This window comes from Ancylobacter sp. TS-1, from assembly GCF_009223885.1.
In the GTDB taxonomy this organism is placed as follows: Bacteria; Pseudomonadota; Alphaproteobacteria; order Rhizobiales; family Xanthobacteraceae; genus Ancylobacter.
The window spans coordinates 1,156,523-1,173,664 of sequence record NZ_CP045144.1 but is presented as its reverse complement, the minus strand read 5'-3'; the positions used below and the strand labels follow the sequence as shown (position 1 = coordinate 1,173,664).

Below are 17,142 nucleotides of genomic sequence, written 5' to 3'. Positions count from 1 at the left end.
CATGGAAGCGCTCAATGGACTTCTGCATGGCTTCGGCATCGCCATGCTGCCGGCTAACATCTTCTGGTGCTTCGTCGGCTGCTTTCTCGGCACGGTGATCGGCATATTGCCCGGCCTCGGCCCGGCCGCGACCATCTCGCTGCTCCTGCCGCTCACCTACACCATGGACCCGACCGGCGGCATCATCATGCTGGCGGGTATCTATTACGGGGCGAAATACGGCGGCTCGACCACCTCGATCCTGCTCAACATGCCGGGCGAGGCTTCCTCGGTGGTGAGCTGCATCGACGGCTACCAGATGGCTCGCAACGGGCGCGCCGGCGCCGCGCTCGGCATCGCCGCCATCGCCTCCTTCGTCGCCGGCACCATCGGCCTCTTGCTGATGACCTTCGTCGCCCCGCCGATCGCCAATTTCGCGCTCAGCTTCTCCTCGCCGGAATATTTCGCACTGATGGTGATGGGGCTGTCGCTGGTGGTGCTGCTGTCGGGCAAGTCGATGGCGAAGTCGGCGCTCTCGCTGGTGTTCGGCCTGTGGCTGGCCACCATCGGTACCGACCTGTTCACCGCCCAGGCGCGCTTTGTCTTCGGACACAGCGAACTGCTCGGCGGCATCGAGTTCATGACGGTCGCCATCGGTGTCTTCGCCATTGCCGAGATACTGCTGAACATCGAGGCGAAGGAGAAGAGCGAGCTGCTGACGGTACCGAAGGGGCTGCGCAACCTGCTGCCCTCCTGGGCCGAGCTCAAGGCCTGCCGCTTCGCCTTCCTCAACGGGTCGGTTACGGGCTTCATCATCGGCCTGCTGCCGGGCGCGGGAGCAACCGTCGCCTCCTTCGTGTCCTATGGCATCGAGAAGGCGGTCTCCAAGCATCCGGAGCGCTTCGGTCATGGCGCGCCGGAGGGGCTCGCCGCGCCGGAAGGGGCGAACAATGCCGATACCGGCGGCGCGCTGCTGCCGCTGCTCACCTTCGGCATACCGAGCGGCTCGTCCACCGCCGTGCTTCTGTCCGCGCTGATCCTGTGGGGGGTGAAGCCCGGGCCGCTGATGATGACGGAGTCCCCGGACGTGTTCTGGGGCCTCGTGGCCAGCCTCTATATCGGCAATGTCGTGCTGCTGGTGATGAACCTGCCGCTGGTCGGCGTGTTCGCGCAGATCCTGCGGGTGCCGCTCTATATCCTGCACCCGGCCATTCTCGGCGTTGCCGTGGCCGGTGCCTATGGAGCGGCCGGCAACCTGTTCGACATCGTGCTGCTGCTCATCTTCGGCCTGATCGGCTTCCTCCTGCCGAAGGGGGGCTTCCCCTCGGCGCCGCTGATCCTCGGCTTCGTGCTGGGCCAGCCGATGGAGCGGGCGATCCGCCAGTCGCTGGCGATGTCGGTAGGCGACCCGATCATCCTCGTCGACCGGCCGATTTCCGCCGTGCTGCTGGTGATCGCCCTGCTGATCCTGCTGTCGCCGCTGTGGCGGCGCTTCCGGAGAGCGCGGGCGGTGGCGGCGGCGTGAGGCGCCGTCCCCCTTGTGGGGTGACCTGCGGAGCGGCGACGGGTGCGCCGCTCCGCTTCCACATTTCCTGAACGTGCAGAGAGACTGACATGACAGCCTGCGGACTGGATTTCGGTACGTCGAACACGACGCTCGGTGTGGCGCGGGGGGATGGCCCGGTGCTGTGCGCACTGGAGGGCGGAGAGTCCACGCTGCCGAGCGCCATCTTCTTCGATCGCGAAGGCGCCCGCCGGCTCGGCCGTGCCGCCATCGACGCCTATGTCGAGGGTGTGGAGGGGCGGCTGATGAGCGGGCTCAAATCCGTGCTCGGCAGTTCGCTGATCGACGAGAAGACACAGATCGGTGCCCGGCGCGTCGCCTTCCGCCATGTGATCGGCGCCTATATGCAGGGCGTGAAGGAGCAGGCCGAGGGCTGTCTCGGCCATGAGCTTACCTCCGTCGTGCACGGGCGGCCTGTGCATTTTGTCGATGGCGATGCGGCCGCCGACCGCCGCGCGGAGGACGCGCTGCGCGTGATCGCCCATGAAATCGGCTTCCGTGACGTCTGCTTCCAGTTCGAGCCGATCGCGGCGGCGCTGGATTACGAGCAGCATATCGACGCCGAGCAGGTGGCCCTCATCGCGGACATAGGCGGCGGCACGTCGGACTTCTCGATCGTGCGCCTCAGCCCCGACCGGCGACGCAGGGTGGAGCGCGGCGAGGACATCCTCGCCAATGATGGCGTGCATATCGGAGGCACGGATTTCGACCGGGTGCTGGCCTTGCGGTCGGTGACGCCGCTGCTCGGGCACAACAGCCCGATGAAGCGGGCGGACCTCAACGTGCCGTCGAGCTATTTCCACGACATCGCCACCTGGCACCGGATCAACCGCCTCTACGACCCCAAGGTTCTGACCGAGGTACGGCAGGTGCGGCGTGACGCCGCCCGGCCCGAACTGATCGACCGGCTGATCCGCGCCATCGAGGAGCGGCGCGGCCATGCGCTGGTCGGTGCCGTGGAGAAGGCGAAGATCCGGCTTGCCTCCAACCCTCGTACCCGCCTCGCGCTCGACTGGATGGGGCCGGACGTCGCCGTCGACATCAGCGCCGAGGATCTCGCCGAACGCACCGGGGCGCTGGCGAGCCGCATCAGCGGCCGGATCGCCTCCTGTCTCGCCCTTGCGGGGCTGAGGGCAGGCGACATCGATGCTCTGTTCCTGACCGGCGGCTCGACGCGCCTGGCGCATGTGCGCCGCGCCATCATCGGCGAACTGCCCCATGCCAGGGTTATCGAGGGCGATACTTTCGGCTCGGTCGGCATCGGCCTGTCCATCGAGGCGGGGCGGCGGTTCGGCCCCGCAGGCGGGCGCGCGGCGGCTCCGGCAACGAGGGGCGATGGCCGGCTGCCCGGAACGGCGCGCAGCCGCTGAGAGAAATCGCGCGAATGCCGGTATTTGTTGGTGGAACATATTGCGAACATCGAACAAAACGGGTACAACTCGGCCAACATTCGGCAAACCCCGATCCTCCCCTTGCATACAGCCCGGAGCCCGGCGATGACTCAAGCGTCTCTGCGACTCGTTGAAGGATCTTCCATGGACAAGGCCAAGGCGCTGGACGCCGCGCTTACTCAGATCGAGCGCCATTTCGGCAAGGGCTCGATCATGCGCCTCGGCAAGAACGACAAGATCATGGAGATCGAGACGGTCTCCACCGGGTCGATCGGGCTTGATATCGCGCTTGGCATCGGCGGCCTGCCGCGCGGACGCGTCGTCGAGATTTTCGGGCCGGAATCCTCGGGCAAGACCACGCTCGCGCTGCACACCATCGCCGAGGCGCAGAAGAAGGGCGGCGTATGCGCCTTCATCGACGCCGAGCATGCGCTGGACCCGATCTACGCCCGCAAGCTGGGCGTCGACCTCGACAACCTGCTGATCTCGCAGCCGGACGCCGGCGAGCAGGCGCTCGAGATCGCCGACACGCTGGTGCGCTCCGGTGCGGTGGACGTTCTGGTGGTCGATTCGGTGGCGGCGCTGACCCCGCGCGCCGAGCTCGACGGCGAGATGGGCGACAACCAGCCCGGCATGCAGGCGCGGCTCATGAGCCAGGCGCTGCGCAAGCTGACCGCCTCGATCAACCGTTCCCACACCATGGTGATCTTCATCAACCAGATCCGCATGAAGATCGGCGTGATGTATGGCAGCCCGGAGACCACGACGGGCGGCAACGCGCTCAAGTTCTATGCCTCGGTCCGCCTCGACATCCGCCGCATCGGCGCAATCAAGGAGCGCGACGAGGTGGTGGGCAACCAGACCCGCGTGAAGGTGGTGAAGAACAAGCTGGCGCCGCCCTTCAAGCAGGTCGAGTTCGACATCATGTATGGCGAGGGCGTCTCCAAGATGGGCGAGCTCATCGACCTCGGCATCAAGGCCGGCGTGGTCGAGAAGTCCGGCGCCTGGTTCTCCTATGACAGCCAGCGCCTCGGCCAGGGCCGCGAGAACGCCAAGAACTTCCTGCGGCAGAATCCCGACGTGTCCGGACGCATCGAGGCGACGATCCGCCAGAATGCCGGCCTCATCGCCGAGCAGATCCTCGCCGGCGCCGAGGCGGGCGAGGAAGACGAGGGCGAGGCCGAAGGCTGAGCCCGGCACCGCCTCGCCCGATGCGGGCGGGGATGGCCGGGGGCTGGCGAGGCCGGAAACCGGCGGGCGCGTGGCGGGCAGGCCTGCACGCGCCGGGTCGACGGTCGCGAGCGCGATAATGGAACGCCCTCGCCGTCTGGCGGGGGCGTTCGCGTTTGTGAGGCAGGGAACCGGGAAGGGCGGGGCCGGCGGGCCCGGCGCGGGCGCGTGGCGCTTTCTGGACAAGGGATTGGTGCCTCGTTAGAACCGTTGCGCCCGCGCCGGCGCGGGCCGGCGCCGCCACAGGCGCCGCTACTTCTCATCGGTGGATCCGGGTTTCATGAGCGGCGTTAACGAGATACGTGCGACCTTCCTCGACTATTTCGCGAAGAACGGTCATCAGGTCGTCGAATCGTCGCCGCTCGTGCCGCGCAACGACCCCACGCTGATGTTCACCAATGCCGGCATGGTGCAGTTCAAGAACGTCTTCACCGGCATCGAGAAGCGTCCCTATTCGCGCGCCGCCACCTCGCAGAAATGCGTGCGCGCCGGCGGCAAGCACAACGACCTCGACAATGTCGGCTACACCGCCCGTCATCACACCTTCTTCGAGATGCTCGGCAATTTCTCCTTCGGCGACTATTTCAAGGAGAACGCCATCGAGTTCGCGTGGAACCTGATCACCCGCGAATTCGAGCTGCCGGTCGATAAGCTCATGGTCACCGTGTACCATGAGGACGACGAGGCCTTCTCGCTGTGGAAGCGCATCGCCGGACTTCCCGACTCGAAGATCGTGCGCATCGCCACCTCGGACAATTTCTGGCAGATGGGCGACACCGGCCCCTGCGGCCCGTGCTCGGAAATCTTCTACGACCACGGTGCGCACATCGCCGGCGGCCCGCCCGGCTCGCCCGATGCCGATGGCGACCGCTTCATCGAGATCTGGAACCTCGTCTTCATGCAGTTCGAGCAGCTGCCGGGCGGCGAGCGCGTGAACCTGCCGCGCCCGTCCATCGACACCGGCATGGGGCTGGAGCGCATTTCGGCGGTGCTGCAGGGCACGCACGACAATTACGAGATCGACCTGATGCGCGCGCTGACCGGCGCCGTCGAGGAGATGACGGACGTGCCGGCCAACGGCCCGCAAAAGGCCAGCCACCGTGTCATTGCCGACCATCTGCGCGCCGCGACCTTCCTGGTCGCCGATGGCGTCCTGCCCTCCAATGAAGGGCGCGGCTATGTCCTGCGCCGCATCATGCGACGCGCCATGCGTCACGCGCAGCTGCTCGGCGCCCGCGACCCGCTGATGCACCGCCTGGTGCCGGTGCTGGTGCGCGAAATGGGGCGCGCCTTCCCCGAGATCGTGCGCGCCGAGACGCTGGTCGCCGAGACCCTGCGCCTGGAGGAGAGCCGCTTCCGCAAGACGCTGGAGCGCGGCCTGTCGATCCTCGAGGCGGAGAGCGAGGGGCTCGGCGCCGGCGCCAAGTTTTCCGGCGAGACCGCCTTCAAGCTCTACGACACCTATGGCTTCCCGCTCGACCTGACCGAGGACGCGCTGCGCGCGCGCGCCATCAGCGTCGATGTCGAGAGCTTCAACACGGCGATGGAGCGCCAGCGCGCCGAGGCCCGCGCCTCCTGGGCCGGCTCCGGCGAGGCGGCGACCGATACGGTGTGGTTCGGCGTGCGCGAGGATGTCGGGGCGACCGAGTTCCTCGGCTACGGCACCGAGGCGGCCGAGGGCGCGGTGACGGCGCTGGTGGCGGACGGGCGCCGCGTGCCGGAGCTGAAGGCCGGCGCGCGCGGGCTGGTGGTGCTGAACCAGACGCCCTTCTACGGCGAATCCGGCGGCCAGGTCGGCGACACCGGCATGCTGGCCGGCGAGGCGGGCCTGCGCGTCCGCGTGCTGGGCACCCAGAAGAAGCTCGGCGACGTCTTCGTCCACGAGGTCGAGGTGGAGGAGGGCACGCTCACCGTCGGCGCGCCTGTCGTGCTCACCGTGGACCCCGACCGCCGGCAGGCGATCCGCGCCAACCATTCCGCCACCCATCTGCTGCACGAGGCGCTGCGCCGCGTGCTCGGCGATCATGTGGCGCAGAAGGGCTCGCTGGTGGCGTCCGACCGGCTGCGCTTCGATTTCAGCCACCCCAAGCCCCTCGACGACGAGGAACTGCGGCAGGTGGAGGACATCGCCAACCGCATCGTGCTGCGCAACGAGCCGGTGGTGACGCGGCTGATGGCGGTGGACGATGCCATCGCCTCCGGCGCGCGGGCGCTGTTCGGCGAGAAATATGGCGAGGAGGTGCGCGTCGTCGCGATGGGCACCGATCCCGGCAATGGCGCGCCCTATTCGGTCGAGCTGTGCGGCGGCACCCATGTGGCGCGCACCGGCGACATCGGCATTGTCAGCGTGCTGGGCGAGAGCGCGGTCGGCGCCGGCGTGCGCCGCATCGAGGCGCTGACCGGCGATGGCGCCCGCCATCACCTGAACGGGCAGAGCCGGGCGCTGCAGGGCGCGGCCGGCCTGCTCAAGGCGCCGGTCGGCGAGGTCGAGGCGCGCATCGCGCAACTGGTCGAGGAGCGCCGCAAGCTGGAGCGCGAGCTCGGCGAGGCCCGGCGCAAGCTCGCCATGGGCGGCGGCACCGGGGCCGAGGAGCCGACCCGCACCGTCGGCGCGGTGCAGCTGCTCGCCCGCGAGGTCACGGGCATCGACCCGAAGGATCTCAAGAGCCTCGTCGACGAGGGCAAGAAGCGCATCGGCTCGGGCATCGTCGCCATTGTCGGCGTCACCGACGAGGGACGCGCCGGCCTCGTCGTCGGCGTGACCGATGACCTGACCGACCGCTACGATGCCGTGGCGCTGGTGCGGCACGGCGCCGAGGCGCTGGGCGGCAAGGGCGGCGGCGGGCGGCGGGATCTCGCGCAGGCGGGCGGCCCGGACGGGGCCCGCGCCGGCGAAGCGCTGGCGGCTATCGAGAAGGCGCTCGCCGGCTGAGGCCGCGCTGCCGGGCGTTTCCGGTCGGGGGAGTGGCCGGGCATGACGGCGCGCAGGCACGACAGGCGCTGGTTCACCGCCGCCGGATGGCGCGCGCGCCGACGGCGCCTCTACGAGATACTGGAACGCGATTCCGCGCGCGACCGCTGGTCCGAATGGGTCAATCTCGGCCTCATCGTGCTGATCGTCATCAACGTGCTGGCGGCCATTCTCGAGACGGTCCCGAGCCTGCTGCTGAAGGACTACGCGCTCTTTCACGCCTTCGAACTGCTGTCGCTGATCGTCTTCGCCTCGGAATACGCGCTGCGCGTGTGGGTGTCGGTGGAGGATCCGCGCTACCGCGGCCCCCAGCCCGTGCGCGCCCGGCTTCGCTACATGCTGACGCCGGTGGCGATCATCGACCTGCTGGCCTGGCTGCCTTTCGTCATCTCGGCCCTGTTCGGCGTCAATCTGCGCACGCTGGCCATTCTGCGCCTGCTGCGCTTCGTCAAGCTGGTGCGCTATTCGCCCGGCATGCAGTCGCTGCTGGAGGTGCTGCACCGCGAGCGGCAGTCGCTCATCGCCTGCTTCTGGTTGCTGGCGGCGGCGGTGCTCATCGCCGCCTCGGCGATGTATGTGGCGGAGGGCAGCGTCCAGCCCGACCATCTCGGCTCGATCCCGGCCGCCATGTGGTGGGCGATGGCGACGGTGACGACGGTCGGCTATGGCGATGTCTATCCGGTCACGGCGGCGGGGCGCATCATCGCGGGTATAACGATGGTGACGGGCATCGTGATGATCGCGCTGCCGGTCGGCATCATCGCCACCTCCTTCGTCGACGTGATCAAGCGGCGCGACTTCATCATCACCTGGGGCATGGTGGCGCGCGTGCCGCTGTTCGCCGATCTCGACGCCGCCGGCATCGGCGAGATTCACAAGGTGCTCTCGGCCCACACCGCCCAGCCCGGCGAGATCATCGCCCGGCGCGGCGACCCGGCGCGCTCCATGTACTTCATCGCCTCGGGCGAGGTGGTGCTGGAATTCGCCGAGGAAACGACGGTGCTGAGCGACGGGCAGTTCTTCGGCGAAATGGCGCTGCTGCATTCCGCGCGGCGCGCGGCGACGGCGCGGGCCCGCACGCGCTGCATGCTGCTGATGCTGGAGGCCGAGCACCTCGCCGACGTGATCCGCCGGCATCCCGAGATCGGCCTGCGCGTCCGCGCCATGGCGCGGGACGAGGAGGGCCCGCACGCGCTGAGCCGCCGGGCGGACATCGCCGGTGATGAACTGAAGAAGGATGAGGCGCGGGACTGACACCGCCCGCCGGGGCGAGGCCCCGGGGCGCGCGAGGCGCCCCGGGAGGGTCGATCAGGCAGGGACCGATCAGGCAAGCGCCTTCGACAGGTTCTCGGAGATCTTGTCGAGGAAGCCGGTGGTGGACAGCCACTTCTGGTCGGCGCCGACCAGCAGGGCGAGGTCCTTGGTCATGTCGCCGCCCTCCACCGTGTCGACGCACACCTTCTCCAGCGTGCTCGCAAAGGCGGCGAGGTCGGCATTGTCGTCGAGCTTGGCGCGATGGGCGAGGCCGCGTGTCCAGGCGAAGATCGAGGCGATGGAGTTGGTCGAGGTCTCCTTGCCCTTCTGGTGCTCGCGGTAATGGCGCGTCACCGTGCCATGGGCGGCCTCGGCCTCGACGGTCTGGCCGTCGGGCGTCATCAGCACCGAGGTCATCAGGCCGAGCGAGCCGAAGCCCTGCGCCACGATGTCGGACTGTACGTCGCCATCATAGTTCTTGCAGGCCCAGACATAGCCGCCCGACCATTTCAGCGCCGAGGCCACCATGTCGTCGATCAGCCGGTGCTCGTAGGTCAGCTTGCGCTTGTCGAACTCGGTCTTGAACTCGGCGTCGAAGACTTCCTGGAAGATGTCCTTGAAGCGCCCGTCATAGGCCTTGAGGATGGTGTTCTTGGTCGAGAGATAGACCGGGAAGTTGCGCGCCAGACCGTAGTTCAGCGAGGCGCGGGCAAATTCCCGGATCGATTCGTCGAGGTTGTACATCGCCATGGCGACGCCGGCGCTCGGGGCCTTGTAGACCTCGTGCTCAATGACCGCGCCGTCCTCGCCAACGAACTTGATCGACAGCGTGCCCTTGCCGGGGAACAGGAAGTCGGTGGCGCGGTACTGGTCGCCGAAGGCGTGGCGGCCGACGATGATCGGCTGCGTCCAGCCGGGCACGAGGCGCGGCACGTTCTTGCAGATGATCGGCTCGCGGAAGATCACGCCGCCGAGAATGTTGCGGATGGTGCCGTTGGGCGAGCGCCACATCTTCTTGAGGCCGAATTCTTCAACGCGGCCTTCATCCGGCGTGATGGTGGCGCACTTCACGCCCACGCCCACCCGCTTGATCGCCTCGGCGGCGTCGATCGTCACCTGGTCGCCGGTGGCGTCGCGGTTCTCGACGCTGAGGTCGTAATACTCCAGCGGCACATCGAGATAGGGGTGGATCAGCTTGTCCTTGATGTACTGCCAGATGATCCGGGTCATCTCGTCGCCGTCGAGCTCGACGACCGGATTCGCCACCTTGATCTTCGCCATGAACATTCACCTCGCACGGCAATCGTTGTCGGAGGGGTCGCGGCGCGTGTCCGCGCGGGCAGACGCCGGATGCGCGGGTGATACCGCGCCGTCCCCCTCAGGGAAAGCAGGTCCCGGGCCAATTTTCGACCAAACGACCCGGAGTCCGGCCTTCTCCACGCCAGCTTTCCTGGCATCTGGTATGCGGTATGGCCATAGGGCCTTGCTCGCGCGCCCGAACGCTTCGCAATTGCGCGCCGCGCGGCTATATCAGCGGCCTTCGAGAACGACGATCAGCGGGGAACGCGATGTCCGGCGCCGGTACCGACAGCACCAAGGCATGGCCGGAAGGCGGGCCGGTGGTGATCCTCGTCGAGCCGCAGCTCGGCGAGAATATCGGCTCGGCTGCGCGCGCCATGGGCAATTTCGGCCTGTCGCGGCTGCGCCTCGTCAATCCGCGCGAGGGCTGGCCCAACCCCAAGGCCGTCACCTTCGCCTCCGGCGCCGACCGCATCCTCGAGAATGCCGAGCTTTTTCCGGATCTGCGCTCGGCGCTGGCGGGCGTCAGCTTCGTCGCCGCCGCCACGGCGCGCGAGCGCGGCATGCAGAAGACCGTGCTCGGGGCGGATGCGGTCGTTGCCGAGATGGCCGGGCGCATTGCCGGCGGCGAGAACGTGGCGCTGGTGTTCGGGCGCGAGCGGACCGGGCTCTACACGGAAGAGGTCTCGCTCGCCGATGTCATCCTCACTCTGCCGGTGAACCCGGCCTTCGCCTCGCTCAACCTCGCCATGGCGGTGGCGGTGGTCGGCTATGAATGGTTCAAGCTGGCGTCGGGCGGGGCGCTGCCCTTCCAGCAGCCCGACCGCTACCCGATCGCCGACAAGGCGGACCTGTTCGCCTTCTTCGACCATATCGAGCGCGAGCTGGACGAGGCGCTGTTCTTCCGCTCGGAGCAGAAGAAGCCGGTGACGACGCGCAACATCCGCAACATCTTCCACCGCGTCGGCCTCACCCGGCAGGATATCGCCACGCTGCACGGCATGGTCACCGCGCTGGTGGAGGGCCGGCGCACCCGCGAGGAGCGCACCGCCGCTCGCCTTGCCGGGGAACGCAGGACGTCGACGGACGACGAGACGGCGGACTGAGCCGGAACGGCGGGACGGGGAGGGGACTTCCGCAACGTTCCGTTCACCAAGATGCGCCACAATGATGCCCGGGATGGAGGACATCAGATGCGTATCGAGGCTTCTCCCGTTTCCGGCTCCACCGGCACGCCCGGCGTCTCGCTTCTCGCTTCGTCAACGGGGCCGTCCGTCGTGTCGTCGCTGCCGCTTCAACCGCCTGTCGCCGCGCATCGTGCGCCGACCATCATCGTGTTCGATTCCGGCCTCGGCGGCCTCTCGGTCTTCCGCGAGCTTGCCCGCACGCGCCCGGATGCGCGCTTCGTCTATGCCGCCGACGATGCCGGCTTCCCCTATGGCCCGCGCAGCGAGGCGGATCTCGTCGGGCGCGTGGTGGCCGTGATGGACGCGCTTACCGCGCGGCTCGCGCCGGATGCCGTGGTCATCGCCTGCAACACCGCCTCGACGCTGGTGCTTCCGGCGCTGCGGGCGCGCTATGCCATTCCCTTCATCGGCACGGTGCCGGCCATCAAGCCGGCCTGCGAGCGCTCGCTCACGCGGCAGGTGAGCGTGCTGGCGACGCCCGGCACGGTGAAGCGCGACTACACGCAGGCGCTGATTCGCGATTTTGCCGGGGACTGCCGCGTGACGCTGGTCGGCAGTACCGATCTCGCGCGCCTTGCCGAGCTCGCCCTGTCCGGCGCCGAGGTGCCCGACGAGGCGTTCGCGGCCGAAATCGCCCCGGCCTTCGTCCGCGAGGGCAAGGGGCGCGAGAGCAAGGCGCGCACCGATACGGTGGTGCTCGCCTGCACGCATTATCCGCTGGTGCTGGACCGGCTGCAGAAGGTGGCGCCCTGGCCGGTGCGCTGGGTCGATCCGGCGGCGGCGATCGCCCGCCGGCTATCCTCGCTGCTCGGCCCGGTCGCCTTCGCCTCCAGCCCGGCGCCGCTGCGCCTGTTCTCCACCGGCACGCCGCTCGACGCCGCGCTTGTGGAGCGCATCGTCGGCCGCCGCGCGCGGGCCGGCGAACTGGTGCCGCTGACGCCGGCGCCGGTCTAGGCGGATCAGGATACGCCTTGCCTGTGCCGCGATCCCTGCCCAGCATGCCGGAACGGCAGGAGACGTGATGTGAGCGACGATTCCCTCGACGGCGGAGCCCGCCGCCCCGGACCGGGCACGGGGCCGACGCGGCGCGCCTTCCTCGCGGGCGCCGGTATGTGCCTCGTCGCGGCCGGTCCGTTCGGCGTGGGCGCGGCATCGGCGCAGAGCGCCCGCCAGTCCTTCGACACCTGGGTCGTGGAGTTTCGCGCCCGGGCCCGCGCGCGGGGGATTTCCGACGGGATCTATGACCGCGTGACTTCGGGCCTCAAGCCCGACACCTCGGTCTACGCCAAGGACGGCGCGCAGCCGGAATTCCGCGAGCAGCTCTGGCAGTATCTCAACCGCCGCATCTCCGAGTGGCGGTTGAACACCGGGCGCGCCGCCGCCAGGCAGAACGCCGCGCTGCTCAAGCGGCTGGAGAAGGATTTCGGCGTCGAGCCGGACGTGCTGCTCGGCCTGTGGGGCATGGAGAGCGCCTTCGGCGAGCTTGTCACCGATCCCGACCACATGAAGCCGGTGTTTCCCTCGCTGGCGGCGCTCGCCTGGGGCGAGCCGCGCCGGCGCAAATATTGGGAGACCGAGTTCCTCAACGGGCTGGCCGTGGTCCAGCGCGGCTGGGGCGAGCCGGACGAGATGCTGGGCTCCTGGGCCGGCGCCATGGGTCACACCCAGTGGATGCCGGAGGTCTGGCTGAATCTCGGCGTCGACTATGACGGCGACGGCCACCCTTCGCCCTACAGCGTGGCCGACGCGCTGGCCGGCTCCTCGCGCTACCTGATCCAGCGCGGCAAGTACCAGCGCGGTCTGCCCTGGGGCTTCGAGGTGACGATGCAGGGCGTGCCGGAGAAATATGCCGACGCGCGCGCCTGGCGCACCGTGGAGGACTGGGCGAAGCTCGGCGTGAAGCCGGCGGGCGGGGGCAGGTTCGCCTTTTCCAAGGCGAAGGCGCGGCTGTGGGCGCCGGTCGGCACGGACGGGCCGTGCTTCCTGCTGACGCAGAATTTCTACGCCGTGCGCAGCTACAACCCCTCCATGAACTACGCGCTGGCGGTCTGCCATCTCGGCGACCGGGTGCTGGGCGGCGATCCCTTCATCACCCCGTTCCCGGGCGGCGAGCGCGCGCTCACGCTGGCCGAGATCCAGGAAGTGCAGCGCCGGCTGACCAAGGCGGGCTTCGACACCGGCGGCGTCGACGGGCGCGTGGGCAACATGACCATGCGCGCCGTGGCCGGCTTCCAGCGCAGGATGGGTGTCCAGCCGGACGGCTATGCCGGGCTCGACGTGCTGGCGGCGCTGCGGCAGGGGCGCTAGCCTCCATCCGGGTGTCATCCCGGCCGGCGCGCAGCGAAGAGCCGGGATCGCTCTACCGTCGTCACGCGATCCCGGATCGCGCCGGTGGCGCGTCCGGGATGACGCTCCCGTGACGCCGCCCTTGACCTTCTGGCCTTTTTCTCCTAACACCCGCCCACTCGCGGGGCTGGCAACGGCCCCGTGAGACGTTTCACGCACCCGTGGTGGTGCTCGGCGCGTTCGAGCACTGCCTGTCGGCCCCTGTAAGGGGACAGAGGAGGGGGCGCGATCCAAACCGCAACCTTGCGAGAGGACCAGCGCAATGAGCAAGCGCGTTTCGGCCAAGCACAAGCTTGACCGCCGTATGGGCGAAAACATCTGGGGCCGCCCGAAGAGCCCCATCAACAAGCGTGAGTACGGCCCCGGCCAGCATGGCCAGCGCCGCAAGGGCAAGCTTTCCGACTTCGGCGTGCAGCTGCGCGCCAAGCAGAAGCTCAAGGGCTATTACGCCTCGATCGGCGAGAAGCAGTTCTACGCGGTCTATGTGGAAGCCTCGCGCCTCAAGGGCGACACCGGCGCCAACCTGATCGGCCTGCTGGAGCGTCGTCTCGACGCCGTCGTCTACCGCGCCAAGTTCGTCCCCACCGTGTTCGCCGCCCGCCAGTTCGTGAGCCACGGCCACGTCAAGGTGAACGGCCGCCGCGTCAACGTCCCGTCCTACCAGGTCAAGGTCGGCGACGTGGTCGAGGTGAAGGATGCCTCCAAGCAGCTCGCGCTGGTGATCGAAGCCGCCGCTTCCGGCGAGCGCGACGTTCCGGACTATCTCGAGGTCGACGCCCACAAGCTGACCGCGAAGTTCGCCCGCGTGCCCGAGCTCAACGAGGTGCCCTATCCGGTCGTGATGGAGCCGAACCTCGTGGTCGAGTATTATTCGCGCTGATACCTTCGGGGATCGCCGAGACGGAAAGCCGCCCGGGAGGGCGGCTTTTTTGTTGGAACGGGCCATGGCACGGAAACAGAAAAGCCGCCCCGGAGGGCGGCTTTTGCATTCTCGGTGCGTGCCGGGGCGCGATCAGGCGGTGGCGCGGCCGGCGACGACGACGCCCTTCTCTTCCAGAAGAGTCTGCAATTCGCCGGACTGGTACATCTCGCGGACGATGTCGCAGCCGCCGACAAACTCGCCCTTGACGAAGACCTGCGGAATGGTCGGCCAGTTGGTGTATTCCTTGATGCCGGTGCGCATCTCGTCGGAATCGAGCACGTTGATGCCCTTGTAGTCGACGCCGAGCAGGGCGAAGACCTGCGCGACCTGGCCGGAGAAGCCGCACATCGGGAATTGCGGGGTGCCCTTCATGAAGACGACGACGTCGTTGCTCTTCACCTGGCTGTCGATGAAATCGTGGATGCTCATGGCCTGGCCTTTCGCCCTTGCGGGCCTCGCGAGTGGTTGTCGCGGCGATGCGTCACCGGGCGGGGACGGGGGCCGCTTTCAGTCGGGTACATTGGTCTGAAGAGCGAGGGCGTGCAATATGCCGCCCATCTGGCCCTTCAGCGTCGCATAGACCATCTGATGCTGCTGCACGCGGCTTTTGCCGCGGAAGCTCGCGGATATGACGGTCGCGGCATAGTGATTGCCGTCGCCGGCGAGATCGCGGATCTCGACCGTTGCGCCGGGCAGTCCCTCCTTGATCAGCCGTTCGATCTCGGCTGCTTCCATCGCCATAAGCGGTGCTCCCTCACATCAGGCCCGCGCCCATATAGATGGGCAGCCAGGCCTCGTGCCGCTCACGCAGCGCGTCCACTACAATTGGGCGCTCGCCCGGGATATTCAATCGGTCGCCGCCGGTCGTGCCGAGCTTGGCGATGGCGACGCCGGCCGCCTCCGCGCGCTGGAGCACCAGCGCCTTGGAGCTGCCCTCGACGGTGAGGACATAGCGGGCCTGATCCTCGCCGAACCAGAAGCCGTAGGGATTGGTCTCCGCCGGCGGAGCCACGAGGTTGGCGCCGATTCCCGACGCCAGCGCCATCTCGGCCAGCGCGACCAGCAGGCCGCCGTCGGAGACGTCGTGTACGGCGGTGACAAGGCCCTCAGTGATCAGCGCGCGCACGAAGTCGCCATTGCGGCGCTCCAGGGCAAGGTCGACCGGGGGAGGGGCGCCGTCCTCGCGGTCGAGGATCTCGGACAGGAAGGCGGACTGACCGAGCCAGCCGGTGGTGGTGCCGATGACGAAGATGATCTCGCCGTTGTCCTTGAAGTCCAGCGTGGCCATCTTCTCGACATCGGCGAGCACGCCGACGCCGCCGATGGTCGGGGTCGGCAGGATGCCGCGCCCGTTGGTCTCGTTGTAGAGGCTGACATTGCCGGACACGACGGGGAAATCGAGTTCCTTGGCGGCGGCGGCGATGCCGCGCAGGCAGCCGACGAGCTGGCCCATGATCTCCGGCTTCTCGGGGTTGCCGAAGTTCAGATTGTCGGTCAGCGCCAGCGGCGTGGCGCCGACGGCGGTGATGTTGCGCCAGGCTTCCGCCACCGCCTGCTTGCCGCCCTCGAACGGGTCCGCCTCGCAGTAGCGCGGGGTCACGTCGCAGGTCATGGCGAGGCCCTTGGGGCCGTCCTCGACGCGCACCACGGCGGCGTCGCCGCCCGGCCGCTGCACGGTATTGTTGAGGATCAGGTGGTCGTACTGCTCCCAGATCCAGCGCTTGGAGGCGAAGTCGGGCGAACCGACGAGCCGCTCCAGCGCGCCGGGAATGGTGGCGCGGATGTCGAGCGCGGCCGGGTCGATGCGCTGCTGCTTGGGCGTCTCCACCCAGGGGCGGTCATAGAGCGGGGCCTCGTCGCCGAGTTCCTTGATCGGCAGGTCGGCCTTGATCTCGCCCTTGTGCTTCACGACGAAGCGCAAATCGTCGGTGGTGTGGCCGACGATGGCGAAGTCGAGCCCCCATTTGCGGAAGATGGATTCCGCCTGCTCTTCCTTGCCCGGCGCGATGACCATGAGCATGCGCTCCTGGCTCTCGGAGAGCATCATCTCATAGGCGCTCATGCCCTCTTCGCGGCAGGGCACGTTGTCGAGGTCGAGCTCGATGCCGAGGTTGCCCTTGGCGCCCATCTCGACCGCCGAGGAGGTCAGCCCCGCCGCGCCCATGTCCTGGATCGCGACGACGCAGCCGGCTTCCATGATCTCGAGGCAGGCTTCCAGCAGCAGCTTTTCGGCGAAGGGGTCGCCGACCTGGACGGTCGGGCGCTTCTCTTCCGCGTCCTCGCCAAAAGAGGCCGAGGCCATGGTGGCGCCGTGGATGCCGTCCCGCCCGGTCTTGGAGCCGAGATAGACCACCGGCAGGCCGACGCCGGTCGCCTTGGCGTAGAAGATCTTGTCGGCGTCGGCGAGGCCGACCGCCATGGCGTTGACGAGGCAGTTGCCGTCATAGCGGGTGTGGAAGCCGACGAGGCCGCCCACCGTCGGCACGCCGAAGGAATTGCCGTAGGAGCCGATGCCGCCGACCACGCCCGACACCAGATGGCGGGTACGCGGGTGCTTGGGATCGCCGAAGCGCAGCGCGTTCAGCGCCGCGATGGGGCGCGCGCCCATGGTGAACACGTCGCGCAGGATGCCGCCCACGCCCGTCGCTGCGCCTTGGTGGGGCTCGATATAGGACGGGTGGTTGTGGCTCTCCATCTTGAAGACGGCGGCCTTGCCGTCGCCGATGTCGATCACGCCGGCATTCTCGCCCGGGCCCTGGATCACCCACGGTGCCTTGGTCGGCAGGCCGCGCAGATGCAGGCGCGAGGACTTGTACGAGCAGTGCTCGTTCCACATGGCGGAGAAGATGCCAAGCTCGGTGAAGCTCGGCTCGCGGCCGATGAGCTTGAGGATGCGCTCGTACTCGTCGGGCTTCAGGCCGTGTTCGGCGACGAGCTCGGGGGAGATCTTCGGTTCGGCGGAGGTCATGCGAAGGCCGTCATTCCGTTTCGCGGGCGGG

At 68.4% G+C, this 17,142-nt stretch carries 13 protein-coding genes; 9 read left to right on the top strand and 4 right to left on the bottom strand.

Annotated elements, in window-relative coordinates:
* Nucleotide 1 precedes the first annotated feature (1 nt).
* The 5 genes from GBB76_RS05705 (at nt 2) to GBB76_RS05685 (ending at nt 8,389) form a co-directional block, all read left to right on the top strand.
* Nucleotides 2–1,504, top strand: coding sequence for a tripartite tricarboxylate transporter permease (locus GBB76_RS05705; RefSeq protein WP_152302402.1), 1,503 nt, complete (start codon nt 2–4; stop codon nt 1,502–1,504).
* Between the two features lie 89 nt (nt 1,505–1,593).
* Entirely contained in the window at nt 1,594–2,913 is a 1,320-nt protein-coding gene (locus GBB76_RS05700; protein WP_152302401.1) for an Hsp70 family protein, read from the top strand.
* Between the two features lie 126 nt (nt 2,914–3,039).
* Nucleotides 3,040–4,125, top strand: coding sequence for a recombinase RecA (recA, locus tag GBB76_RS05695; RefSeq protein ID WP_152302400.1), 1,086 nt, complete (start codon nt 3,040–3,042; stop codon nt 4,123–4,125).
* 319 nt (nt 4,126–4,444) lie between these two features.
* On the top strand, nt 4,445–7,096 hold the full coding sequence (gene alaS, locus GBB76_RS05690; protein ID WP_152302399.1) for an alanine--tRNA ligase: 2,652 nt from the start codon (nt 4,445–4,447) through the stop codon (nt 7,094–7,096).
* Between the two features lie 42 nt (nt 7,097–7,138).
* Complete coding sequence (locus tag GBB76_RS05685) at nt 7,139–8,389, top strand: cyclic nucleotide-gated ion channel (protein ID WP_152302398.1); 1,251 nt, start codon at nt 7,139–7,141, stop codon at nt 8,387–8,389.
* 69 nt (nt 8,390–8,458) lie between these two features.
* Here GBB76_RS05685 and GBB76_RS05680 read toward each other — a convergent pair whose 3' ends face one another.
* Complete coding sequence (locus GBB76_RS05680; RefSeq protein WP_152302397.1) at nt 8,459–9,670, bottom strand: NADP-dependent isocitrate dehydrogenase; 1,212 nt, start codon at nt 9,668–9,670, stop codon at nt 8,459–8,461.
* Between the two features lie 287 nt (nt 9,671–9,957).
* On the opposite strand from GBB76_RS05680, the gene GBB76_RS05675 reads away from it, so the two are divergent.
* The 4 genes from GBB76_RS05675 to rpsD all read left to right on the top strand — a co-directional run bounded on the left by GBB76_RS05675 (nt 9,958) and on the right by rpsD (nt 14,101).
* Nucleotides 9,958–10,794 carry an RNA methyltransferase gene (locus tag GBB76_RS05675; protein WP_152302396.1) on the top strand — a complete coding sequence of 279 codons (837 nt, stop codon included), beginning with the start codon at nt 9,958–9,960 and terminating at the stop codon, nt 10,792–10,794.
* Nucleotides 10,795–10,881: 87 nt separating this feature from the next.
* Nucleotides 10,882–11,829, top strand: coding sequence for a glutamate racemase (murI, locus tag GBB76_RS05670; RefSeq protein WP_202911174.1), 948 nt, complete (start codon nt 10,882–10,884; stop codon nt 11,827–11,829).
* A gap of 156 nt (nt 11,830–11,985) precedes the next feature.
* The gene (locus GBB76_RS05665) at nt 11,986–13,182 is read left to right on the top strand and encodes a lytic murein transglycosylase (protein ID WP_152304761.1); all 1,197 of its coding nucleotides are present in this window, start codon (nt 11,986–11,988) and stop codon (nt 13,180–13,182) included.
* Nucleotides 13,183–13,483: 301 nt separating this feature from the next.
* Entirely contained in the window at nt 13,484–14,101 is a 618-nt protein-coding gene (gene rpsD / locus GBB76_RS05660; RefSeq protein WP_152302395.1) for a 30S ribosomal protein S4, read from the top strand.
* A 132-nt stretch (nt 14,102–14,233) separates the two neighbouring features.
* Here rpsD and grxD read toward each other — a convergent pair whose 3' ends face one another.
* The 3 genes from grxD to purL form a co-directional block, all read right to left on the bottom strand.
* Nucleotides 14,234–14,572, bottom strand: coding sequence for a Grx4 family monothiol glutaredoxin (grxD, locus tag GBB76_RS05655; protein ID WP_152302394.1), 339 nt, complete (start codon nt 14,570–14,572; stop codon nt 14,234–14,236).
* Between the two features lie 78 nt (nt 14,573–14,650).
* A complete protein-coding gene (locus GBB76_RS05650) occupies nt 14,651–14,884 on the bottom strand; it encodes a BolA family protein (RefSeq protein WP_152302393.1) in 234 nt (77 codons plus the stop codon).
* A 13-nt stretch (nt 14,885–14,897) separates the two neighbouring features.
* Nucleotides 14,898–17,111, bottom strand: a complete 2,214-nt coding sequence (gene purL, locus GBB76_RS05645; protein WP_152302392.1) for a phosphoribosylformylglycinamidine synthase subunit PurL — start codon at nt 17,109–17,111, stop codon at nt 14,898–14,900.
* Nucleotides 17,112–17,142 lie beyond the last annotated feature (31 nt).